Origin of the sequence: Streptomyces sp. P9(2023) (genome assembly GCF_032436795.1) — a bacterium.
Taxonomy (GTDB): Bacteria; Actinomycetota; Actinomycetes; order Streptomycetales; family Streptomycetaceae; genus Streptomyces.
In genome coordinates this window covers 31077-50892 of sequence record NZ_JAUPWM010000050.1, presented here as the reverse complement: position 1 = coordinate 50892, position 19816 = coordinate 31077, and the positions used below count along the sequence as shown (strand labels likewise).

Below are 19816 nucleotides of genomic sequence, written 5' to 3'. Positions count from 1 at the left end.
CGATGATCATCGGTGGCCGTACCCGTTCCCGAACCCGCCCCCACCAGCAGGATCACGATCTACAGCTGGAGTACTAGTTGTCCGGTAGCGATCAACGGGCGATCAGTCGAGGAGCCCGAACCGCTCTCGTACTCGGTCGTCCAACTTGCCTTCCTCCAGGTCGCTAAGTGCGGCTGCATACCCGGCCAAGGCTGCCTCGTGTACGAGGTCATGGACTTCGACAGGGATCAACTCGTAGACCCCGGAGCAGATGTTCTCGGCTGCTTCGTGCGCAGGGCGGTAGTGAGGTTCGCGGACGCCTTCGCCCAGCTGGCGGACTAGATCGCGAATAGCCTTCTTCTGGTCGTCAGTCACGTCGAAGTCACTACCCTCCGGCCGTAGGCGACAACCGAATCGCCGGCTCTCGCGCCAGAGGGCCAGTTAGTCAGCCGAAATAGGGGCGCTGCCCGCTACCGACTGATGGGAACCTCGTAGACGATCTCGCACAGTGCGGCGGGAACGACAATGTCCGCCGTTTCCACAGGCCGCGCCTGGTCGCTGTAGTACGTCCGCCGGATGTGCGTGACAAGAGCGGCCTTCTGGATACCCAGCAGCGACGCCTCCTCAGCAGTCGCCTGCCGGGGCTCCGGCTGCTCGACGGCGTGGCTTACCGTGACGCCGATCTCGGCCATCCGATTCACAACACCCGCCCCAGCGTGAGGCCCTCCCTCGGGAAGGACGACAAGGCTGCCGGCGGTCAAGTCGTACGGCTCCCAGCTCGTCGATAGCTGCACGGGCCTGCCAGCGGCGAGGAACTCGTACACGGTACGGACGCACGGCTCGCCCTCAGCGATACCGAGCCGCGCCGCGATCTCCGCAGGCGCCGGAACCTTGGCCTCGGTCCGGCTCTCCCAGTCCCCCTGCTTGCCAAGGGCCTTCATGTCGGCTCGGAACGGCGAAGCGCCGCCCTGCTCACGTGCCGAAGAACGGACCACGCGTACCCGCTGACGCGGCTCCGAGACGTACGTGCCGGAACCTGCGCGCCCCTCCAGGACCCCCTGGGAGATAAGCAGCTCCTGCGCCCGCCGGACGACGTTCTCACCGACGCCGCACTGCTGGCCGATCTGGGCACGTGAGGGGAGCCGGTCTCCAGGCACCCACTCGTGCTCCGCGATCCGCCGACGGAGTTCGTCTGCGATGCGGAGATACGGCGGCTGCTCAGGCATATGGAAAATCTAGTCCACTAGCCCTAATCTAGTTAACTAGCTTCACGCAACGTGATCCCTTGGCGACGGAGGCTCTCCTGTGCCCGCTTCGGCAGCAAGCGCGGAGGGCATCGCCGCCCGGTTGTCCGCCCTCGGACTCACCACGCGCCTGGAACAGCACGCCCGACACACGTCGATCGAAGCGGAGGTGCCGGAATCTTTCCCCGCCGAGTCATGGCGGGAGGTCCTGGAAGTGGTGGCAGAGGCCGATCGATTCGGGCTTCTCGCCAGCAGCTTGAACGGCCGCACCTTATGGGCCGCCGTACGCAAAGCGGTCCCCGCGACGGGCGATGTCCGGGGACCTGGCCATCAGCAATAGGAGCTGATCAGCGTGTTCAACCGTATCCGCCGTGCCGTATCGCGCACCAGAACGCGACACCTCCCGAAGGGCCGGCACCGCCGACCCTTAACGCCCGTCCGCCCGACCGTCGTTCACCTCGGACTCTCCGACCTGCCCACGCTGCTCATGGGGCGGGGTCAAGACCGCACGGACGTTCTTGCTGGTGAGGAGACCGCGCTCGTCCGCCCGTACGTACTGGCCAGCGAAGAGCATGCGAGGCTGCGCTCGGCGGCCGTGCCTTACGCCTTCTTCGCGCACACCTCGTTCGCGCCGGCGGAGGCCCTCTGATGCCTCCTCGCCAGCAGCCTCGGGTGACACGCGTGAAAACCCTCCCCTACCGATCAAGCTCGTGCCGGATCGGCACCCACCAGGAGTGCGCACAGTCCTCCCCCGCAACGGCACCGGTCGGCGTCCCCGTGGTATACGAGGCGTGCGACTGCTCCTGCCACACGGCGGGCACCCCCGGCGCACCGAGGGAGGTACCCCAATGAGGACATGGGTACCCAGCGGCGCTCTGGCCGCCACCGTGGAGATCACCTCGGCCAGCGTGCAGCGAGGCGACATCGTCCAGGTCGGTGGTCAGCCTTGTCGCGTGGTCGACCTCTTCCAACTTCCTGGCGGGGCCAAGCGGCTCCTCTTCGAGACGGGCGAATTGCTCACCATGCACTCCCGAACCCGGCTTGTCGCCCTGCGGATGCTGAGGAAGTGGTGATTCACTCCGTGGCTTCCCGCCGTCACGTCATCGCCGATGATCTCCGCACACAGATCACCACCGGCCGCCTCAAAGCCGGCGAACGCCTCCCTTCCGAGGCTCAACTCGCCACCCAGTACACGGTCAGCACACCCACGCTCCGTAGCGCCCTCGCCGTCCTCCAGGGCGAAGGGCTCGTCGAGAAGATCCACGGCAAGGGGAACTTCGTCCGCCAACGCCTACAACGCATCACGTACGTCGGCGGTGGTCGCACACCCGGCGCGCCGGATGCGGCCTGTACCTCTCTGCGCGTCAGCGTCCGCACGACCAACCTCCGTGCGCGAGGGCACCTGACCACCCTGCTCAAGGTCTCGGCAAGCAGCCCTCTGACCGAATTCCTCTGCCTCAGCCACGAAGGGAGGTCGCCGCACAGCCTGGCCCGCATCTACGTCCCTCGCGACCTGGCGCCGGCCGACATGCCGAGCGAGTCTCCCTGCTGCGAAGGCGTGACGGCAAGGCTGGTAGAACTCCGCCCGCCACTGGCCGAGATCCGGGAGCGGATCAGCGCTCGCCTCCCGACTCCGGAGGAAGCGGCGACTCTGCGAATCAGCTCTGCCCTGGCCGTTCTCGCGATCAGACGCGTGGTGGCCGACACCACCGGACGCGTAGTCGAGGCGGCGCTCCTGGTACTACCTGCCGACCGTGCCGACGCAATCTTCACCACTACCCACCACTCGAACGCCGAGAGGGGGACAAGAGCATGACAGCCCACGACGAGCTGCGACTCCTCCCGTGGTCAGGACCCGACGGCAAGCCCTGCTTCCTGAGCACCGACGAGAGCGGCGGCCACCTGTCCCGCCTAGCCGACAACACCGAAGCGGCACAGCTTGGCCTGGCGGGCGAACTCCTGAAGCACGCGCTGGAGGTGATCAGCGACGAGGAGACGGAACCGGATGAGCTGCGGCTCTTGGCGACCAAGCTGACCCGCGCGCTGAGAGACGCCCTACGCGTGGCGGAGAGCCGCGGTCACCGTCTGCCGACTCCGGATCGGTCCGCTGGCGGAGGAAACGACGAGGGCCTTCGACTCCCAGCGGCGTCCTTCGGCTAGCAACGCACACCCAACGACAGGAGCCCCAGATCAAGTCTGGGGCTCCTGTCGTTGGATCCGGCCCTGCGCCTAGCGGTCTCACCATCGCAGCGCTCCAGAGCCAAGCTGACTGATCCGTCCTGCGGGGCATCACTGTCTCCTTGGTTCAGGCGACGTCCGTCGGGCACTCCGTCCCCAGCAAACGCGATCAGTTGCCCAGCAAGCGCCATGATGGCGCCTGATGCACGCGCCTCCGTCGGTCGGGGGTGCACCATGCATCGCCGCAGCTCAGGCTTCCTTCTGGGTGTTCGCAATGGTCTTGCTGTCACCAGATGGGCCGCACCTTGGGTTCCCAAATTAGTCGTCTAGGTGGACTGAACCTCGCAGCTACCGGTCACACGTTCGTCGCGCATCGGCGTTGATGGCAGGAGCCACTTGTGGGATATTGACTACATTTTTGGGGCTCAAGGGGGTTAGGTGAACGATCGCATCATGGCGCTCTACGAGATGGCTTTCCGTGATCGCTACCAAGAGTCCTTCGAAGATGAGTTCCAGGAGTTCTTTTCCGAGATTATGGAAAAGGTGCACCCCGATGGGGATTTCGTCAGGGTCCGCCCATGGGGAAAGGCTGGAGATCGCAAGAATGATGGGTACGTGATCTCACAGCGCAGGGTCTTTGCGGTATACGCCCCAAGAAAACCGACCGCCAGCGGGATTAGGAAAAAGGTAGAGACAGACTTCGCGGGATGCTTGCCACATTGGAACGAGTACCTTGATAGCTGGGTATTCGTGCATAACGACCGCGAAGGGCTCGGGCCCGATGCCTTGAAGGTCATCCTGGAGATAAATAAGGCTCAAGGTGCAAGCGTTGCGACCCCATGGGGCAGAGAGGCACTTCGCTCTAGAGTAATGGACCTGGACATGGCCGATCTGCGGTCACTGTTTCCCAACGTCCCCACGTTCGAGGACTTCATTGAAGCCGGGATGGAGCAGATTCAGCCCGTGCTTGACCATCTAGAGCGCGCTCGGGTCCCCGCCCGTCCTGATCGTCGACCTGTGCCCGAAGATAAGATCGAGTACAACCTTCTTTCGGACTCGACTCGATCCCTAATCAAGATGGGCATGCAGCCTGCGCATGTAGTCAGGAGTTACTACATGCGAGTAAGCGATGAACTGCTTCGAGACCAAACTGCGCAGGCCTTTTCGGAAAAATACTCTGACCTTCGAAAGCTTGGTCTGGGACCCGACGATATCTATTGGGAGCTCCGCAAGTGGGTTTCGGGCACTGGGCCGTCTAACCCTTCCCGAGAGGTTGGCGTTTACGGTGTTCTGGCTTACTTCTTTGAGGAGTGCGACATATTCTTGCGCCCAGAGGAGGGTCAGAATGATTCTCCCCACTAAGGGAATCCCTGCCGACCGCGCTCTCCTCACTATTGGTGCTCAAATCATCAAGGAGTTGGAGGAGCCGAGCACCGTCAGCGGCCTATGGCATCTAGTTAGGCTAGATAGGTCCCAGCACGCAGACTCCACTCCCTTGACGTTCGATTGGTTCGTTCTGGCACTTGACCTCCTCTTCACAGTCGGAGCAATTCGAACGGGTCCTGCGAACACACTTAGGCGGGCGTCGTGATCACGAGAATTTTCAGCTCACTTGATTCCTTCAAAGAGATCAGACTCCGGCCAGGACTTAATATCTTGCTGGCCGATGTCACACCAGAGTCGAAAGATGTTGACACTCGGAATGGCGTAGGGAAGAGCAGCCTCATTGAACTGCTCCATTTCCTTCTGGGCGGCAACGCAGACCCAAGCAGCATCTTCCGTAACGAAGCATTGGTCTCGCATGATTTCGGTCTTGAGATGGAGATTTCTGAGACAACGTCAGGCGAGGGATCTCGACTAATCCAGGTGCGTCGGTCAGGCGCCCAGCCGTCCAAAGTCCGTGTTGACGGGTGGGAGACGGTCCTCGGGTCGTCGAGTGCAACAGTCTCGAACACCGTATGGAAGTCTCTCATCGGTAAGCACTGGTTCGGACTCTCTGGGGCAGATTCCCCTGTGGTGTCATCGCCTTCTCCGCGCTCTCTGCTGTCCTACTTGATTCGACGCCAATCCAGCGGCGGATTTCAGGAAGCTATCAAGCACACCAGCCAGCAGTCCACGGCCGATCAGCAGATCAATCTTTCGTATCTCCTGGGACTCGACTGGTCTATTTCAAGGGATTGGGAGTCTGTCAGGCAGCGCGAGAAGTCTCTGAAGGAGCTAAAGAAGGCGGCGAAGGACGGGGCCGTAGGTGACCCCATCGGCAAATCTGCCGAATTGCGGGCGTCGCTTGCTATCGCCCAGGCTGGAGTCGCACGGCTGAACGAACAACTCAAAAGCTTCCGAGTGGTCGACGAGTATTCTGAGCTTCAAAGAGAGGCAGCTCGACTCAGCAAGAATATCTCGCGCTGCAACGACGAGAACACGCTGGATCGCCGCTACTTGGACCGCCTGAGCGACGACTCAAGGAATGAGTCGGTACCCGACCCAGAGAACCTCAGGCTTCTCTACGATTTGGCTGGGGTTGAACTCCCAGGTGTCGCGCTTGCCGCATACGACGATGTACGCAGATTCCACGAATCGGTGATCTCTAACCGGCGCGCCTACTTGCGTGAAGAAGTGGTCGCGACTGAGGCTCGTATTTCATCACGTGAAAACGAGATCAAAGCGCTCGATGCCCGGCGCGCTGAAGTCATGCAACTACTGAAGGCCGGCGGGGCTCTCGAGACCTTCACCGAGCTCCAGAAGGAGCTAGGCCGCCGCGAGACTGAGGCGGAAAGGCTGAGCAAGCAGTATCAGGCCGCAGAGGCTCTCGAATCGCAGCAAGTTACGCTCGGACTTGAGCGACAGCAGTTGCAGGAAAGGCTACAGCGAGATTTTCGGGAGCGTTCGTCCAGCATTGACAGTGCTGCAGTTGTATTTCAGGAGTTGTCACACTCCATCTACGGTGATCGGGGAGGCTTGCTGGCCATCTCCAACACCGATAACGGGCCGAAGTTTAGCGTGAGTATTGATGGCGAGAGGAGTAAGGGAATCACCAACATGCTCACGTACTGCTTTGACCTTACGTTGGTCAACATTGCACTCCCCTTGGGTCGATCTCCGCGATTCATGACCCACGACAGTCACATCTTTGATGGCGTCGACAGTCGACAGGTTGGTGCGGCAATCAGAACTGGGTCTGCGGAATGCAAAGCGCGGGGCTACCAACACCTCATTACGCTCAACAGTGACACACTTCCGCCCTTGGGCGATACGGATCTTGACTCCGTCATCCTTCCTGTTCGTTTGACGGACAAGTATGAGGATGGCGGGCTGTTCGGGATTAGATTCCGATAGGCATACGTCCCCCCGCTCCCATCCCGTCTGCCGTCGACCCACACACCGTGGAGCGGGCGCGGGTCCTGGCGTCCAGGTGGAGCGCGCCACTGTACGAACGACCTGGACGCCAGGACTCGTGTCTGCTCGGCTCTGCCTGGGTCGATGGTAGGCGGGATGGGAGCCCCCACGCTCACCACGCCGCTTCCCGCAGACGCCCACGGGCCCCTCCATCCCGGAGCCTGAGCGCCCCCGCCGGAGGCATCTCTCTGACTCGCGCCTTGGGCAGTCGTCCCGGCCCTCCACGTGGTCCCCTCCCCCCATCAACCCGAGCCGTCAGGCGTGCGGCCGGCGGCCGGGCCGGAGCGGGGCGTAGACAGGAGCGGCGGCCCGGACGACGGGCCGCACGCGCCGCGCCGTGCGCGGCGGGTGCCTTGATGAAGTAGAGAAACTCTTACCGCGCTGCCCTTCAGAGGGCGATCGGCCGGTAGGCCAGGGCCTTGTCGACGATCTGCTCGGCTGTCAGCTCAGGGTCGAAGTCCCAGACGATGTAGTTGCTGATGTGCGGGCACGCCAAGCCTCGCTCAAGGACTGACAGGATCTCGGATGACTCCGCCTCGTCGACTGTGTCGGCGGACATGAGGCGCTGGACGAGGGGAATTGCTACCTCTCGGGTCATCCTCTGTGCCGGTTGCATGCTCACTGCTGCGCGATCAGTCGGCGGCCGTCGTGACTGCGTACGTGAGGGCCGTTGGCGTCGAGTGCGTCCAGGAGGCGGATCGCGTAGACCTCAGCCATCCGCTCCTCGACCTCCGCGGGTGTGAGCCAGGAGACCGCCGTCGACTCGTCGGAGGTTCGCTCCGCGCCGCCCGACGGTTTGCAGCGGAAGACCAGGGCGACGATGCCTCGCGACGTGTTCTTGTAGACGCCGGTCAGCTCGTCCACATCTACGTGGATGCCGGTCTCCTCCAGGACCTCACGGACGACGCCTTCCTCCGGCGACTCGGTGAGTTCGAGGACACCGCCGGGGAGCTCCCAAGTTCCGTTGTCCGCTCGACGGATTGCCAGGAGGCGCCCGTCGTCGCGGACGACTGCTCCCGCCACCGACACTGAGTGCAGTGGCGTTGACTGGGCTCCGCGGGCGCTGTTACTCATGTACAGGAGCATAGGAGAGTGAAGAGGACAGTGGGAACTCCTGCAGGAGGTGACCGGTCCGTACCTCGGTACGTTCAGATCGCCGATGAGATCGTCCAGCAGATCAAGGCGGGCGTTCTCAAGCCCGGCGACCTGGTGCCCAGCGAATCGGAGCTCGTCCAGCGCTACGGCGTCGCGGGTGGAACGATCCGTAAGGCCATGGCGGAGGTCCGGGCCAGTGGGCTGGTCGACACCCGTCATGGCAAGGGCTCGATCGTGAAGGACCGACCGCCCGTACGGCTGCGGTCCTCCGATCGCTTCCGGGCCTCCCACCGTCGGGGCGGCAAGGCTGCGTACCTGGCCGAGTCCGAGAAGGCCGGCGCCACGGCCAAGGTGAGCGTCCTCTACATCGGCCCGACCGAGGCACCCGAGGAGATCGCCCAGCGTCTCGACGTGGACACAGGTACCCAGGTGCTAGCCCGTCGGCGGTTGTACTTCCGGAACGGAGTCCCCGTAGAGACCGCCACGTCCTACCTGCCGTGGGACGTCGTGAAGGACATCCCCGAGCTGTTCGCCGAGAACCCTGGCCCTGGCGGCATCTACGCTCGCCTGGAAGACGACGGCCACACCTTCGCCGAGTTCGTGGAGACGCTTCAAGCTCGGCCGGCAGCGAAGGCTGAGGCGACCGAACTGGCCCTGAGCCCTGGTGCGCCCGTCATTCACCTCATCCGCGATGCGGTCACCGAGGCAGGCCGTGTGGTTGAGGTCTGCGACACCCTCATGGCCGCTGACCAGTTCGTCTTCAGCTACCGCATCCCCGCCACAGACTGACGCTCGCTCAACTCCCAGCAGCCCGCCGCGATTTCTTCTCGCGGCGGGTTGACTCATGTACAGGAGTCGGGCACTCTTCTTCATGTCACTCATATACATGAGTGACGGAGTCGAACCCTTATAGAGGAGTGATCGCTGTGCGTCAGATTCCCGTCGACACCTCCACCGCGATGGTCATGGTGGCCCAGCCCGCGTCCCCGAAGATCGCGAACCGTCAGACCGGTGAGGTAGCCACCGACCGCGAGACCGGTGCCACGCTGATGACGATCGACGTCATGTTCGTCATGGGCGGCAACGCCGAGATCCTGAGCCTGACCGTGCCGCAGACGGGCATCTCCGAGGAGCTGACCATGGGTACCCCGGTCGCGCTGACCGGCGTCGTGGCTCGGCCGTGGGAGAACGAGTTCAATGGTCAGAAGCGGCACGGGATCAGCTTCCGCGCGGTCGCGGTCACCTCGCTCGCCGCGAAGGCTGCCTGATCATGACCGTCTTAGCGGTCACACTGGCGCTGGTTGCCTCGGTCGCACTGCTGCTGCGGTGGCAGCGTCCGGCCTGGTACTGGATGACCTTCGGCATCTTGTTCGCCGTGGTCCGGGTAGTCGTCCGGTACGCGACGGTCATGGACGCCTGCGGGCTGACCGTCCCGGCCTCGCGCTGGCGGCTGGCTCTGGCCCGGATGGCGAACCGGCCCGTTCCGGAACCCCGGGCACCTCGGATACTGCGGCTGCGACCGACACGGACGGGGTTGGTCATGCGGGTGAAGCTGCGGCCAGGTCAGGACGCGTTCGACTTCTCCGCCGCGTCGGATCGTCTGCGGCACTCGTTCGTTATGCAGAACGTCACCGCTCGTGAGATTCGCTCGGGTGTGATCGAGCTGCGGATGACCGGCTACGACGTCCTCAAGCGCGTGCAGATGCCTGCGATTGCCGCTGGTGGGGTGATGCGGGTTCCGGTCGCCATGCGGGAGGACGGAGAGGTCTACTACCGCGACTACCGCCAGACCCCGCACGCGCTCAACGTCGGAGCCACCCAGTCCGGCAAGTCCGTCTATCAGCGCAACCTCGTCGCCGGTCTCGCCGCGCTGGATGTCGCCCTGGTCGGCATCGACTGCAAGCAAGGTGTTGAACTCGCCCCGCTCGCACGCCGGTTCACCGCACTCGCCGACAACCCCGACACCGCCGCCGAACTCCTCGACGCGCTCGTCGAGCACATGACCGACGTCTACCAAGTCATCCGCCGCGAACAGCGGCTGAGCGCCGACATCCCGGATGTGGAGATCACCGCCGACATCTGGGACCTCCCCGACCACCTGTGCCCCACACCGATCGTGCTCGTGGTCGATGAGGTCGCCGAGCTCGCGCTGTTCGCCACGAAGGAAGAGGAGAAGCGCCGGGACCGGATCATCACCGCCCTGGTACGCCTCGCTCAGCTCGGCCGCGCCGCCGGCATCTATCTGGAAATCTGCGGCCAGCGTTTCGGCTCCGAACTCGGCAAGGGCATCACCATGCTCCGCGCCCAGCTCACCGGCCGCACTGCGCACCGCGTCAACGACGAGACCAGCGCCAACATGGCCTTCGGCGACATTGCACCGGACGCCGTTCTCGCCACCATCCAGATCCCCACAGACCGGCCCGGTACGGCGGTGGCTGGTGACTCCGCCGGCGGCTGGGTCCGCATCCGCACCCCGCACCTCACCCTCCGGCGGGCCGTGAACACCTGCAACGCCCACGCCCACCAGACCCCGGAGATCCCGGCCCTGGATGCCTTCCGGCCGGTCCTGCCGAGCATGGCGAAGGCCCCGGCGACCACAGCCGGCACGGCGCCCGTCATCGCCTGACACGCCCCGCCCCACGGTCGGCGTGACCGCCTCACGCCACTTCCCTACCCCTCCCATGCCTGAAACCGGAAGGAGGACCCGCGATGCGCCCCACGCTGCGACCGGACGCTGTCCTCGTACAAGCCGTGATCGCTGGCGCCCTGTCCTTCGCTCACCTTCACGACCTGGCCGAAGCCGCTGGGCAGACGGGCTGGAAGGCGTGGGCCTACCCCGTCTCCGTCGACCTCCTGTTGGTCGCCGCCTGGCGTCGACTGCGGACCCTTCGGGCGGCGGGCGCCCCCGCTCGCTCGGCCTGGAGCTGGTTCGCCGTGGCATTGGCCGCGTCGCTCGGCGCGAACGTGGCCACCGCCGGACTCCTCGACCTCGGCCATGTTCCGGACTGGCTACGCATCCTCGTCGCCGGTTGGCCTGCCCTCGCGTTCCTGGGCGGCACCCTCCTCGTCCACACCCCGCCCGTCACCGAGGCGGTCGCCAGCAACGTGGAGCCCCCGACCGTCGACGCGGTCATCGAGCGAGACGGCTCGGCCGGGCTGAAGGCCAGCCCTGATCCCGCCCCGGTGCTGCCTGCCGTCGAGCCGGTGCCGACACATGACCCGGCACCCGCACCCTCTGCCGCAGCTGTCCCGCCGGCGCTGGTCGCCCATGCCCGGAAGGTCGCCGACGACCACCGCGCCCGTACCGGCGCACCGATCGACTCCGACACCCTGCGCGCCCGCCTCGGTGTCCCGGCCGTGATGGCCGACGCCATCGCCGCCCAACTCGCCTGATCAGTAAAGGAGAACCCCGTCATGCGCGAGTCGACCCGTCACGCCCTGGAGCGTGCCGCCGAACTGACCCGGAACAACCGCCTCGTCGAAGCCGTGGCCACCGCTGAGCCCGTGATCCTCGCCGCCGACGAGTGCGAGTCGGCCGAGATCCGTCAGTGGCTTACCGACCACGCCGACGACTTCACCCGGGAGCCGTGACCAGCCATGCCCGCTCGCGATCACTTCCACTCCGTGATGCGGATCGGCCCCGTACAGATCGGCACCCGCCGCGACCGCCATGGCCGCACCAAGCACACGGCCGTGTGCACCGCCGACGGCTGCGGCTGGTCCGCCGAATACTCCAGCTCCTCCGCCGCCCAGCTCGCCGCCCGCAGCCACCGCTGCCACCCCCGCTGACAAGGGAGATCACGTCATGGACGTCCCGCTCTGGCTCGCCCTGATCGTCGTCGGCGTGCTCGGCATCAAGCTCATCCGCCCGCCGTGGTGGCTGGTCGTCGTGATCCTCCTCGGCGGCTACCTCCTCGCGGACAGCGTCTTCGCCCCGCTCGTCGACTCCACCATCCAGTAGGGAGAACCGCCATGCTCCGCCCCCGTGTCCCGGTCAACCCGCTCCCGACCGGCCTCGTTGCCCCGCTCTCCCGGCCGACCACCACCGTCAGCGTCGAGCCCATGGCCTGCAACCACGACCACACCCCGGCGCCCGTCCAAGCAGCGCCCCTCACTCAGGTTCCGGCCGTCCGTCTCCCCCCGACCGGCCTCGTCACGGTCGTTGCTGGCGGCGCCGGACTCGTCCTGATCGTCGGCACGGTCCTGGTCTCCATGCTCCTCGCCGTCGCCATCAGCGCCGCCTCGGTCGCCGTCTGCGCCGTCGTCCTGCGCTCACTCCTCAACGGCCAGCACAAGCACCGCTGACCGGCCCCCGGGCGGCCTCGATACCGCCAAGCATCCGCCGCCCGGGAGCCGCGCCCCAGCCAGTCCTCAGAACCGGAAGGAACGCGCCCATCATGGCTCACCACAACCATGCCTCGGCCCAGACCTGCTCGAACTGCGACGGACACGCCTCCGCCGCCATCACCCTCGGCGGCCGTGACCACCACGGCCACCTCCGCACCATCACCGCCCACTGCCCGGCCTGCAACGGCGTCGGCACCCTCCTGGCCCGCCGCCCGGCAACCTCCACGGCGGTGTCCGCGTGACCGACAACGCGACCATCGTGGGCCTGAACCCGGCCACCCTCGGCGACATGCTGCGGGTGGCCGGAGCTCCTGGCTTCGACCGCTGGCGCGAGCAGATCCATCGAACCGGCGGCTGCTCGAACCCGATCCACCTGACCGGCTGGACGCTCACCCGGGACAAGACCACTGGCGAGGCTCTGCATCGCTACTCCACTGAGACCGAGCCGGGTGGTCGGCTCCGGATCGCCTGCGGGAACCGGCGAGCCTCCCGTTGCCCGGCCTGCGCCTGGACCTACGCCGGCGACACCTACCACCTCATCCGGGCCGGCCTCGCTGGGGATGACCGCCGCGACATCCCCGACACCGTCCGCGACCAACCGCGCGTGTTCCTCACCCTCACCGCGCCGTCCTTCGGCCAGGTCCACAACCGCCCCGACAACCGGCCATGCCGCTGCGGCACCCACCACGCCGAAGATGATCACGCCCTCGGCACCCCGCTGGACCCGGACACCTACGACTACCCGGGCGCCGTGCTCTTCAACAACCACGCCGGACAACTCTGGCAGCGGTTCACGACCCGCCTTCGCAGGGAGATCGCCGCCTTCGCAGGTCTCTCGCAGCGGGAGTTGAAGAAGGTCGCCCGGCTCTCGTACGGCAAGGTCGCCGAGTTCCAGAAGCGCGGAGCCGTCCACTTCCACGCCGTGATCCGCCTCGACGGACCCGATGGGCCGGACACCCCACCACCCTCCTGGGCCACGACCGAGCTCCTCACTACCGCCATCCAGGGCGCTGCCTCGCACTCGTACACGACCATCACAGTCCCCGCCGCCAGCGACCAGCCGCTACGGCGCCTGCGCTGGGGCACCCAGCTCGACATCCGGCCCGTCAAGGCCTTCGGGGACGGCTCCGACATCACCGAGCAGGCCGTTGCCTCCTACATCGCCAAGTACGCCACCAAAGCCGCCGAGACCACCGGGAGCCTCGACCGCCGCATCGGCAACCGCGAAGCACTCCTGCTCCTCGGCGTCCCCGACCACACGCGCCGACTCGTCGAAGCCTGCTTCGACCTCGACCCGCTCTACCCCGACCGTCGGCTGATGGCGTGGGCCCACATGCTCGGATTCCGCGGCCACTTCTCCACCAAGTCCCGCCGGTACTCCACCACCCTGAGCGACCTCCGCCAGACCCGCGCCGACTACCGCGCCGCCCAGGAGCGCACCGCCCGCGGCCTGGACGACGTCGAGCCAGACACCGTCCTCGTCCTCGCCTCGTGGCAGTACGCCGGCCAAGGCCACACCCCGGGGGAAGCCGCCCTGGCCGCGTCCATCGCCCGCGACATCCAGCTCAACCGCGAGACCGTCCGAGAGATCCGAACCGAACTCGAAGCAACCGACACCAACGGGGAGTGGTGACCATGGCCCGTGCACTTCCACAGCGCTACCTCACGCCCGTGGACCTGGCCGACCTCCTTGGTGTTCCCCTCGAAACGGTCTACCAGTGGCGCCGCAAGCGCACCGGTCCACGCGGCTTCCGGGTCGGGGTCCATCTGCGCTACGACCCCGAGGACGTCGGTATCTGGGTTTCCTCGCTCCTCAACAGCGAGGAGGCTGCCTGATGGCCGGCCACATCCAGGACCGCTGGTACCGGACCGAAACCGGCCCCGACGGCAAGTCCCGCCGGGTCAAGTCGGAGCGCTACGGGACTGGCATGCGTTACCGCGCCCGGTACGTCGGTCCCGACGGTACGGAGAAGTCCAAGAGCTTCCCCGACAAGCAGAAGCGGCTTGCGGATCAGTGGCTCGCCCACATCGAGACCGACATGTCCCGGGGGCAGTACGTCGACCCCCGGTCGGCCCGGACCACGTTCCAGCAGTACGGGGAGAGGTGGCTGCGGAACCACCAGGCGGACCCGAACACGGGCTTCTCGATGGAGTCGCAGATCCGGCGGCACGCGTTCCCGTACATCGGCTCCCGGCCGCTCGGCTCGTTCAAGCCCGAGCACATCCGGGACTGGGTGACCGAGCTCAAGGACGCCGGCGTCGTCGGCTCGTACGCGCGGGTCATCTACTCCAACGTGCGGACCGTTCTGAACGCCGCCGTGGACGATGGGCACCTGGCCAAGAACCCGTGTGCCGCACGATCGGTCAAGGCGCCGCCGGTGGAGGCGAAGCGGGTCGTGCCGTGGACGGCAGACCGGGTCTTCGCAGTCCGGGGAGAGCTCCCTGAGCGGTATCAGGCGATGGTCGACGCCGGGGCCGGATGCGGGCTGCGACAGGGGGAGATCCTTGGGCTCGCCGTGGACGCGATCGACTTCGAGACGGACACGCTGCACGTCGTACGGCAGCTCAAGCTGAGCCGCAGCAAGCCCGTGTTCGCTCCGCCGAAGGGCGGCAAGCTCCGGGACGTCCCGCTCCCCGGGCCCGTCGCGGATGCGCTGCGCGCCCACATGAAGCAGTTCCCTCCTTCGGATATCACGCTTCCGTGGATGACCCAGCGCGGGCCGCTGGTGACGCACCGGCTGGTGTTCACGGCGCCGCTTGGAAACCACGTCTGGCGAAACATGTTCAACACCGACCATTGGAAGCCCGCGCTTGCGGCCGCGGGGGTGATCCCGGATCGTGAGGAAGGCGAGCAGACCTACGCAGCGGCCCGCGAACACGGGATGCATGCGCTGAGGCACTTCTACGCCTCGGTGCTCCTGGACGGTGGCGAGAACGTCAAGGCTCTTGCGGAGTACCTCGGGCACTCCGACCCCGGTCTGACGCTGCGGGTGTACGCCCACCTGATGCCCAGCAGTCGGGAGCGCACCCGGAAGGCTGTGGCCTCGGTCTACTCACAGTGGACATGCTGAGACCCCAAGAGGCACAGATGCTTCTCACAAAGCTCTCCCATGCGCGAGGAGGTGGCGGCATGACCGACGCGAGCAACGAGCCCGATGAAGACGCCCTGGAGCCTCACACGGCCGGACCTGACCAGGATCTATACCTTCATATCCTGTCCCTATACACATCAGTTGCCGAGGGCTCAAGCATCGGCGTAATCCTAAACGTGAACGGCGCCGTGGTCGCGGGGAAGATGATCTCGCCCAAGGAGTGGCACGCGCTGTGGGTGGAACAAGTGACACAGGCGCACTCCGAAATCGGAGAAACCCTAAGCAGCGCAATGGCCACGTTGCGGGAAGGGCTGTCCGAGGAGCCGCATCTGCAGACGTTCGCACACCTGCGCGATGCCACGGTCATGACTGGTGAGACTCGGATCTCGTTGTCGTTGTGGCGTGGGCCGCTGTCACACATCGCCGGATGGTCCCACGGCATCCCAGAGGGGTATGAGGCCGAGCAGGCGAACCCCTGACGGCCCACAGGCGGCCCACGGTCACGGACTAGGCCCCTACCGGCGACAAATTCGCAGGTGGGGGCCTTGATCACGCAAGAAGTTACTTCTTGCCCTGGTTCTTCACGGCCTCGATCGCCGCGGCCGCCGCCTCCGGGTCGAGGTACGTGCCGCCCGGCTTGAGGGGCTTGAAGTTCTCGTCCAGCTCGTAGACGAGGGGGATGCCGGTCGGGATGTTCAGGCCCGTGATGTCGGCGTCGGAGATGCCGTCGAGGTGCTTGACCAGGCCGCGCAGGGAGTTGCCGTGCGCGGCGACCAGGACCGTCCGGCCGGCCAGCAGGTCCGGGACGATGCCGTCGTACCAGTACGGCAGCATGCGCTCGACGACGTCCTTGAGGCACTCGGTGCGCGGACGCAGCTCGTTCGGGATCGACGCGTAGCGCGGGTCCCCGGACTGCGAGAACTCCGTACCGTCCTCGAGGACCGGCGGCGGGGTGTCGTACGAGCGGCGCCAGAGCATGAACTGCTCCTCGCCGAACTCCGCGAGCGTCTGCGCCTTGTCCTTGCCCTGGAGCGCACCGTAGTGGCGCTCGTTCAGACGCCAGGAGCGGTGGACCGGGATCCAGTGGCGGTCGGCGGACTCCAGCGCCAGCTGCGCCGTGCGGATGGCGCGCTTCTGGAGGGAGGTGTGCAGTACGTCGGGCAGCAGGCCGGCGTCCTTGAGCAGCTCACCGCCGCGGACCGCCTCCTTCTCGCCCTTCTCGGTGAGGTTGACGTCCACCCAGCCGGTGAACAGGTTCTTCGCGTTCCACTCGCTCTCGCCGTGGCGGAGGAGGATCAGCTTGTACGGTGCGTCGGCCATGCGTCCGAGCCTAATCGACGCCCCGAGGCGTGGCGCGCACGGTCGACGGTTGACGCCCACCGTCAATTGAGTGGCGTCCGGGAGCCCCACGCCCGTAAGTTTCGGATCCGGATTGGGACGCTTACATGCTTGGGGAGCCGGCCACACATGTCCATCGAGTCACTCAGACGATCAGCTCGCGCCACCGTCTCTGGTCTCCCCCACGGTTTCTGGTGGCTCTGGCTCTCCACCCTCGTCAACCGGACCGGCGCCTTCGTCCTCACGTTCCTGTCGCTGTACCTGACCCAGGAGCTCGGGCACTCCGCCTGGTTCGCCGGGCTCGTCCTCGCCCTGCACGGGCTCGGCGGCGTCGCCGGTTCGCCGCTCGGCGGGACCCTCACCGACAAGTGGGGGCGCCGGCCCACGATGGTCACCATGCACCTGGTGACGGCCTGCTGCGCGGCCGCCCTCGCCGTGGTCACCACCGCCTGGGGCGTCGCCGCGGTCGTCCTGCTGATGGGCGTCTCCATGCAGGCCGTCCGGCCGTCGATCCAGGCGACCATCACCGACATGGTCCCCGAGCACGACCGCCGCCGGGCCTTCGCCCTCAACTACTGGGCCCTCAACCTCGGCTTCGCCGTCGCCGCCTTCGGCGGTGGCGCCGCGATCTTCCTCGGCTACCGCACGCTCTTCGTCGTCGAAGCCGTCGCGGTCGCCCTCTGCGCCCTGATCGTCTTCCTGCGGCTGCCGGAGACCCGGCCCGAGGCCAGGCGGAACCCGGCCGGCGAGATCGTCGAGAAGGACCGCGTCAGCGTCCTCGACGTCCTGCGCGACACCCCGTTCCGTACGCTCGTCCTCCTCAACCTCCTCGTCTGCCTCGTCTTCACCGCGCCCTGGGTCGGGCTGCCGCTCACGATGGCGGCCGCGGGTCTTGCACCGGGTGCGTACGGCGCGGTCATCGCCGTCAACGGCGTCGTGATCGTCGCCTTCCAGCTGTTGGTCAACAAGGTGACCGAGAAGCGCTCCCCGGCGATGCTGCTCACCGTCTCCTCGGTGCTCTTCGCCGCCGGCACCGGCGCGACGGCGCTCGCCGGCACCCCGCTGGTCTTCGCCGTCACCGTCGTCGTCTGGACCATCGGCGAGATGGTCCACGTCCCGACGAACGCCGCCGCGACCGCCAAGCTCGCCCCCGAACACGCCCGCGGCCGATACCAGGGCGTCATGGGCATGTCCTGGGCGCTGTCCGGCTTCCTCGCGCCGATCCTCGCGGGCTGGGTCGTCGACGGCCCGGGCCCGGACTTCCTGTGGATGGCCACGGCCGCGATCGGCACCGTCGCCGCCCTCGGCTACGTCACCCGGCTCCGCAAGGTCCTCGACGAGGAAGAGCCGACGACGCCCGGGGCCGCGGGGCCGGGTCCGGAGACCAAGCCCGGAGGCGCCGCCGAGTCCACGTCGTCCGTCACCGCCTGAGCATCCGCTGGGCCTCGTACAGGTTCCGGGGGCGTACCGCACCCGGATTCCCGTACGCCTCCACGCGCGCGTGGAGCTCCCCCGTGAAGTCCGGGACGTCGATCTGGTCGAACTCCCGGACCTCGCTGATGCCGACCGTCGCGCTGTACGGGGCGATCGTGTCGATCTTGACCAGGCCCGCGCGGCCGTTCGTCACCGTCACGTTCCAGTGGGTGAAGCGGGCGCCGTACAGCGGGCCGGCCGAGGCGTCGCCGCCGTGCCGGCCGTTGTTGTCGACCGTGATCTCCGTCCGTACGTTGGCGAACGGCATGCCCCGGTGGGTGTCGAAGGTGCCCATCTCCATCACGCCGCGCGACCAGACGTTGTAGCTCGACAGGCCTTCCACGTTGATGCCGTGGAGTTGCGTCCCCGTCGGCGCCGGGACCGTACGGGCCGCTATGCGGAAGTCCTCGATCAGGTTGTCGTGGGCGCCCTCGCGGCAGAAGTACGGGTGGTGCGAGCCCCGGCCCTCGACCCGGGTGCGGCGCATCGTGCACGCCGAGGCCGCGACCAGACCGAAGCCGTTGTCCACGTGCCGTACGACGATGTCGTCGGCCCAGCAGTCGTACGCGCACTGGAACGTGACGCCGTTGTAGCCCTTGTCCAGGAGGTGGACCGGCTGGGGGGTCTCCACCGCTTCCAGGGTGAGGCCCTCTACGCCCGCGCCCGTCAGCGGCTCCGCCGAGGTCGTCAGGCGCGGGTCCCATTCCGGGCGGACGTCCAGCGGAAGCGGGCGCTCCAGCGTTACCTTCCGACCCCTTACGGACAGCACGCGGACCGGCCACTCGTGCGGCACGTACGACGTCAGCTTGGTCTTGTCGTCCCAGTGGTACGACTCCGGTCCGGCGCCGCCGCCCGCCATGTGCTCCAGGAGCGTGTGGTCGGCGTCGTCCACCAGGCGCAGCAGAACGACCTGGCCCCGGCGTACGGCTGACGGGTCGTCGACCGTCACCGACCAGTCGCCGCGCCGCGCCGGGCGGACCGTGGTCAGGGTCTGCCACTCGTCGCGCTTGTTGCCGGTCCAGCCCTCGAAGGGCCAGGCCTTGGCGCGGATCGCCCCGACGAGGGAGTCGAGCCGGGCCTTCGGGGCCAGCCAGATCAGGCCACCCGCCCAGGACCAGGCCGACTTGTCGCCGCCGTAGCGCGAACCGTACTGGCCGATCAGCTCGGTGAGGTTCTTCGTCGCGATGAGTTTCGTACGGCCGGAACCCGCGCCGCGCAGCACCACGTCGTTGTGGCCGATGTGGAGGAAGTCGTCGATGCGGTACGTCCCCGGCGGGATCAGGACCGTGCCACCGCCGCGCTCCCCCGCCTCCGCGAGCGCCCGGTTGATCGCGGGGGCGGAGTCGGCCGAGCCGTCGGGGGCGGCCCCGTAGGTGAGGACGTTCGCCACGACCGGGGGCCGGCTGAGCCGGGTCGCGCCCCGGCGGGCGCCTGCGCGGCCCACGTAGGGGATCTGGGGGTGGGTGTAGGGGGCGTCGGCGAACTCGTCCCAGAGGGCGGCGGTGCGCGGGCGCGTGTGGGCCGACGCGGACGGGGCGAATCCCGTCGTCGTCGCCGTCGTCACCGCCGCGCCGACCGCCACCGCACCGCCCACGAACTGTCTCCTGCTGATTCCCATGAGCCCGCCCTCCCGCAACCAACCATCCATGAATTCATGGATATAAACGGTGTTCA

At 66.7% G+C, this 19816-nt stretch carries 28 protein-coding genes; 22 read left to right on the top strand and 6 right to left on the bottom strand.

Translation table 11 applies throughout. The features are described from left to right. Positions 1–102: 102 nt before the first annotated feature. The gene (locus tag Q5762_RS34500) at positions 103–354 is read right to left on the bottom strand and encodes a hypothetical protein (protein ID WP_315896258.1); all 252 of its coding nucleotides are present in this window, start codon (positions 352–354) and stop codon (positions 103–105) included. A 95-nt stretch (positions 355–449) separates the two neighbouring features. After that, complete coding sequence (locus Q5762_RS34495; RefSeq protein WP_315896257.1) at positions 450–1205, bottom strand: GntR family transcriptional regulator; 756 nt, start codon at positions 1203–1205, stop codon at positions 450–452. A 79-nt stretch (positions 1206–1284) separates the two neighbouring features. Here Q5762_RS34495 and Q5762_RS34490 point away from each other — a divergent pair, with 79 nt between their 5' ends. From Q5762_RS34490 to Q5762_RS34460, 8 genes are all read left to right on the top strand, one after another. Further along, positions 1285–1563: a hypothetical protein gene (locus tag Q5762_RS34490; RefSeq protein ID WP_315896256.1), complete on the top strand. Its 279-nt coding sequence runs from the start codon at positions 1285–1287 to the stop codon at positions 1561–1563. A gap of 147 nt (positions 1564–1710) precedes the next feature. Continuing rightward, a complete protein-coding gene (locus tag Q5762_RS34485; protein WP_315896255.1) occupies positions 1711–1872 on the top strand; it encodes a hypothetical protein in 162 nt (53 codons plus the stop codon). A 199-nt stretch (positions 1873–2071) separates the two neighbouring features. Further along, positions 2072–2296, top strand: coding sequence for a hypothetical protein (locus Q5762_RS34480; protein ID WP_315896254.1), 225 nt, complete (start codon positions 2072–2074; stop codon positions 2294–2296). Then, positions 2293–3039 (top strand): GntR family transcriptional regulator, encoded by a 747-nt coding sequence (locus tag Q5762_RS34475; RefSeq protein ID WP_315896260.1) that lies wholly within the window; start codon positions 2293–2295, stop codon positions 3037–3039. Before Q5762_RS34480 ends, Q5762_RS34475 begins: the two co-directional genes overlap by 4 nt. Then, positions 3036–3383, top strand: coding sequence for a hypothetical protein (locus Q5762_RS34470; RefSeq protein WP_315896253.1), 348 nt, complete (start codon positions 3036–3038; stop codon positions 3381–3383). Before Q5762_RS34475 ends, Q5762_RS34470 begins: the two co-directional genes overlap by 4 nt. 471 nt (positions 3384–3854) lie before the next feature. Next, positions 3855–4763 (top strand): ABC-three component system protein, encoded by a 909-nt coding sequence (locus Q5762_RS34465; RefSeq protein WP_315896252.1) that lies wholly within the window; start codon positions 3855–3857, stop codon positions 4761–4763. Continuing rightward, on the top strand, positions 4747–4992 hold the full coding sequence (locus tag Q5762_RS40100) for an ABC-three component system middle component 6 (RefSeq protein ID WP_399495377.1): 246 nt from the start codon (positions 4747–4749) through the stop codon (positions 4990–4992). Before Q5762_RS34465 ends, Q5762_RS40100 begins: the two co-directional genes overlap by 17 nt. Further along, positions 4989–6737, top strand: a complete 1749-nt coding sequence (locus tag Q5762_RS34460) for an ABC-three component system protein (protein WP_399495375.1) — start codon at positions 4989–4991, stop codon at positions 6735–6737. The genes Q5762_RS40100 and Q5762_RS34460 overlap by 4 nt, the downstream gene beginning before the upstream one ends. 448 nt (positions 6738–7185) lie before the next feature. Here Q5762_RS34460 and Q5762_RS34455 read toward each other — a convergent pair whose 3' ends face one another. Both Q5762_RS34455 and Q5762_RS34450 read right to left on the bottom strand, forming a co-directional pair. Continuing rightward, a complete protein-coding gene (locus tag Q5762_RS34455) occupies positions 7186–7356 on the bottom strand; it encodes an e9imm peptide (RefSeq protein ID WP_315896250.1) in 171 nt (56 codons plus the stop codon). Between the two features lie 59 nt (positions 7357–7415). Next, entirely contained in the window at positions 7416–7883 is a 468-nt protein-coding gene (locus Q5762_RS34450) for an NUDIX domain-containing protein (protein ID WP_315896249.1), read from the bottom strand. Positions 7884–7901: 18 nt separating this feature from the next. Between Q5762_RS34450 and Q5762_RS34445 the strand changes: the two genes are divergently transcribed. The 13 genes from Q5762_RS34445 (at position 7902) to Q5762_RS34385 (ending at position 15810) form a co-directional block, all read left to right on the top strand. Beyond that, positions 7902–8681, top strand: coding sequence for a GntR family transcriptional regulator (locus Q5762_RS34445; RefSeq protein ID WP_315896259.1), 780 nt, complete (start codon positions 7902–7904; stop codon positions 8679–8681). Positions 8682–8818: 137 nt separating this feature from the next. Continuing rightward, positions 8819–9160 (top strand): hypothetical protein, encoded by a 342-nt coding sequence (locus tag Q5762_RS34440; protein WP_315896248.1) that lies wholly within the window; start codon positions 8819–8821, stop codon positions 9158–9160. A 2-nt stretch (positions 9161–9162) separates the two neighbouring features. After that, positions 9163–10518: an FtsK/SpoIIIE domain-containing protein gene (locus tag Q5762_RS34435; RefSeq protein ID WP_315896247.1), complete on the top strand. Its 1356-nt coding sequence runs from the start codon at positions 9163–9165 to the stop codon at positions 10516–10518. An 83-nt stretch (positions 10519–10601) separates the two neighbouring features. After that, the gene (locus Q5762_RS34430) at positions 10602–11285 is read left to right on the top strand and encodes a DUF2637 domain-containing protein (protein ID WP_315896246.1); all 684 of its coding nucleotides are present in this window, start codon (positions 10602–10604) and stop codon (positions 11283–11285) included. Between the two features lie 21 nt (positions 11286–11306). Beyond that, complete coding sequence (locus Q5762_RS34425; RefSeq protein WP_315896245.1) at positions 11307–11483, top strand: hypothetical protein; 177 nt, start codon at positions 11307–11309, stop codon at positions 11481–11483. 6 nt (positions 11484–11489) lie between these two features. Further along, positions 11490–11681: a mobile element transfer protein gene (locus Q5762_RS34420; RefSeq protein ID WP_315896244.1), complete on the top strand. Its 192-nt coding sequence runs from the start codon at positions 11490–11492 to the stop codon at positions 11679–11681. A gap of 16 nt (positions 11682–11697) precedes the next feature. Then, positions 11698–11853: a hypothetical protein gene (locus Q5762_RS34415; RefSeq protein ID WP_315896243.1), complete on the top strand. Its 156-nt coding sequence runs from the start codon at positions 11698–11700 to the stop codon at positions 11851–11853. Between the two features lie 11 nt (positions 11854–11864). After that, positions 11865–12197 carry a SpdD-like protein gene (locus Q5762_RS34410; protein ID WP_315896242.1) on the top strand — a complete coding sequence of 111 codons (333 nt, stop codon included), beginning with the start codon at positions 11865–11867 and terminating at the stop codon, positions 12195–12197. Positions 12198–12289: 92 nt separating this feature from the next. Continuing rightward, positions 12290–12481 carry a hypothetical protein gene (locus Q5762_RS34405; RefSeq protein ID WP_315896241.1) on the top strand — a complete coding sequence of 64 codons (192 nt, stop codon included), beginning with the start codon at positions 12290–12292 and terminating at the stop codon, positions 12479–12481. Positions 12482–12528: 47 nt separating this feature from the next. Beyond that, the gene (repSA, locus tag Q5762_RS34400) at positions 12529–13872 is read left to right on the top strand and encodes a replication initiator protein RepSA (RefSeq protein WP_399495381.1); all 1344 of its coding nucleotides are present in this window, start codon (positions 12529–12531) and stop codon (positions 13870–13872) included. 2 nt (positions 13873–13874) lie between these two features. After that, positions 13875–14075 carry a helix-turn-helix domain-containing protein gene (locus Q5762_RS34395; RefSeq protein ID WP_315896239.1) on the top strand — a complete coding sequence of 67 codons (201 nt, stop codon included), beginning with the start codon at positions 13875–13877 and terminating at the stop codon, positions 14073–14075. Continuing rightward, the gene (locus Q5762_RS34390) at positions 14075–15310 is read left to right on the top strand and encodes a site-specific integrase (RefSeq protein ID WP_315896238.1); all 1236 of its coding nucleotides are present in this window, start codon (positions 14075–14077) and stop codon (positions 15308–15310) included. The genes Q5762_RS34395 and Q5762_RS34390 overlap by 1 nt, the downstream gene beginning before the upstream one ends. A gap of 59 nt (positions 15311–15369) precedes the next feature. Beyond that, positions 15370–15810 (top strand): hypothetical protein, encoded by a 441-nt coding sequence (locus tag Q5762_RS34385; protein ID WP_315896237.1) that lies wholly within the window; start codon positions 15370–15372, stop codon positions 15808–15810. Between the two features lie 82 nt (positions 15811–15892). Here the strand turns inward: Q5762_RS34385 and Q5762_RS34380 are convergent, their stop codons facing one another. Continuing rightward, the gene (locus Q5762_RS34380) at positions 15893–16651 is read right to left on the bottom strand and encodes a phosphoglyceromutase (protein ID WP_315896236.1); all 759 of its coding nucleotides are present in this window, start codon (positions 16649–16651) and stop codon (positions 15893–15895) included. Between the two features lie 147 nt (positions 16652–16798). Between Q5762_RS34380 and Q5762_RS34375 the strand changes: the two genes are divergently transcribed. Continuing rightward, positions 16799–18100 (top strand): MFS transporter, encoded by a 1302-nt coding sequence (locus Q5762_RS34375; RefSeq protein ID WP_315896235.1) that lies wholly within the window; start codon positions 16799–16801, stop codon positions 18098–18100. On the opposite strand, the gene Q5762_RS34370 is transcribed toward Q5762_RS34375, so the two are convergent. Next, a complete protein-coding gene (locus Q5762_RS34370; RefSeq protein WP_315896234.1) occupies positions 18090–19760 on the bottom strand; it encodes a glycosyl hydrolase family 28-related protein in 1671 nt (556 codons plus the stop codon). The two genes, Q5762_RS34375 and Q5762_RS34370, sit on opposite strands and share 11 nt — an antisense overlap. Positions 19761–19816 lie beyond the last annotated feature (56 nt).

What these genes read in the sequence shown, in the direction of transcription:
- Q5762_RS34495 (WP_315896257.1), bottom strand. Translation starts at nt 1,205, where the DNA reads ATGCCTGAGCAGCCGCCGTATCTCCGCATCGCAGACGAACTCCGTCGG.
- Q5762_RS34485 (WP_315896255.1), top strand. Translation starts at nt 1,711, where the DNA reads ATGGGGCGGGGTCAAGACCGCACGGACGTTCTTGCTGGTGAGGAGACC.
- Q5762_RS34480 (WP_315896254.1), top strand. Translation starts at nt 2,072, where the DNA reads ATGAGGACATGGGTACCCAGCGGCGCTCTGGCCGCCACCGTGGAGATC.
- Q5762_RS34470 (WP_315896253.1), top strand. Translation starts at nt 3,036, where the DNA reads ATGACAGCCCACGACGAGCTGCGACTCCTCCCGTGGTCAGGACCCGAC.
- Q5762_RS34465 (WP_315896252.1), top strand. Translation starts at nt 3,855, where the DNA reads ATGGCGCTCTACGAGATGGCTTTCCGTGATCGCTACCAAGAGTCCTTC.
- Q5762_RS40100 (WP_399495377.1), top strand. Translation starts at nt 4,747, where the DNA reads ATGATTCTCCCCACTAAGGGAATCCCTGCCGACCGCGCTCTCCTCACT.
- Q5762_RS34455 (WP_315896250.1), bottom strand. Translation starts at nt 7,356, where the DNA reads ATGTCCGCCGACACAGTCGACGAGGCGGAGTCATCCGAGATCCTGTCA.
- Q5762_RS34450 (WP_315896249.1), bottom strand. Translation starts at nt 7,883, where the DNA reads ATGCTCCTGTACATGAGTAACAGCGCCCGCGGAGCCCAGTCAACGCCA.
- Q5762_RS34435 (WP_315896247.1), top strand. Translation starts at nt 9,163, where the DNA reads ATGACCGTCTTAGCGGTCACACTGGCGCTGGTTGCCTCGGTCGCACTG.
- Q5762_RS34430 (WP_315896246.1), top strand. Translation starts at nt 10,602, where the DNA reads ATGCGCCCCACGCTGCGACCGGACGCTGTCCTCGTACAAGCCGTGATC.
- Q5762_RS34425 (WP_315896245.1), top strand. Translation starts at nt 11,307, where the DNA reads ATGCGCGAGTCGACCCGTCACGCCCTGGAGCGTGCCGCCGAACTGACC.
- Q5762_RS34420 (WP_315896244.1), top strand. Translation starts at nt 11,490, where the DNA reads ATGCCCGCTCGCGATCACTTCCACTCCGTGATGCGGATCGGCCCCGTA.
- Q5762_RS34415 (WP_315896243.1), top strand. Translation starts at nt 11,698, where the DNA reads ATGGACGTCCCGCTCTGGCTCGCCCTGATCGTCGTCGGCGTGCTCGGC.
- Q5762_RS34410 (WP_315896242.1), top strand. Translation starts at nt 11,865, where the DNA reads ATGCTCCGCCCCCGTGTCCCGGTCAACCCGCTCCCGACCGGCCTCGTT.
- Q5762_RS34405 (WP_315896241.1), top strand. Translation starts at nt 12,290, where the DNA reads ATGGCTCACCACAACCATGCCTCGGCCCAGACCTGCTCGAACTGCGAC.
- repSA (WP_399495381.1), top strand. Translation starts at nt 12,529, where the DNA reads ATGCTGCGGGTGGCCGGAGCTCCTGGCTTCGACCGCTGGCGCGAGCAG.
- Q5762_RS34395 (WP_315896239.1), top strand. Translation starts at nt 13,875, where the DNA reads ATGGCCCGTGCACTTCCACAGCGCTACCTCACGCCCGTGGACCTGGCC.
- Q5762_RS34390 (WP_315896238.1), top strand. Translation starts at nt 14,075, where the DNA reads ATGGCCGGCCACATCCAGGACCGCTGGTACCGGACCGAAACCGGCCCC.
- Q5762_RS34385 (WP_315896237.1), top strand. Translation starts at nt 15,370, where the DNA reads ATGACCGACGCGAGCAACGAGCCCGATGAAGACGCCCTGGAGCCTCAC.
- Q5762_RS34380 (WP_315896236.1), bottom strand. Translation starts at nt 16,651, where the DNA reads ATGGCCGACGCACCGTACAAGCTGATCCTCCTCCGCCACGGCGAGAGC.
- Q5762_RS34375 (WP_315896235.1), top strand. Translation starts at nt 16,799, where the DNA reads ATGTCCATCGAGTCACTCAGACGATCAGCTCGCGCCACCGTCTCTGGT.
- Q5762_RS34370 (WP_315896234.1), bottom strand. Translation starts at nt 19,760, where the DNA reads ATGGGAATCAGCAGGAGACAGTTCGTGGGCGGTGCGGTGGCGGTCGGC.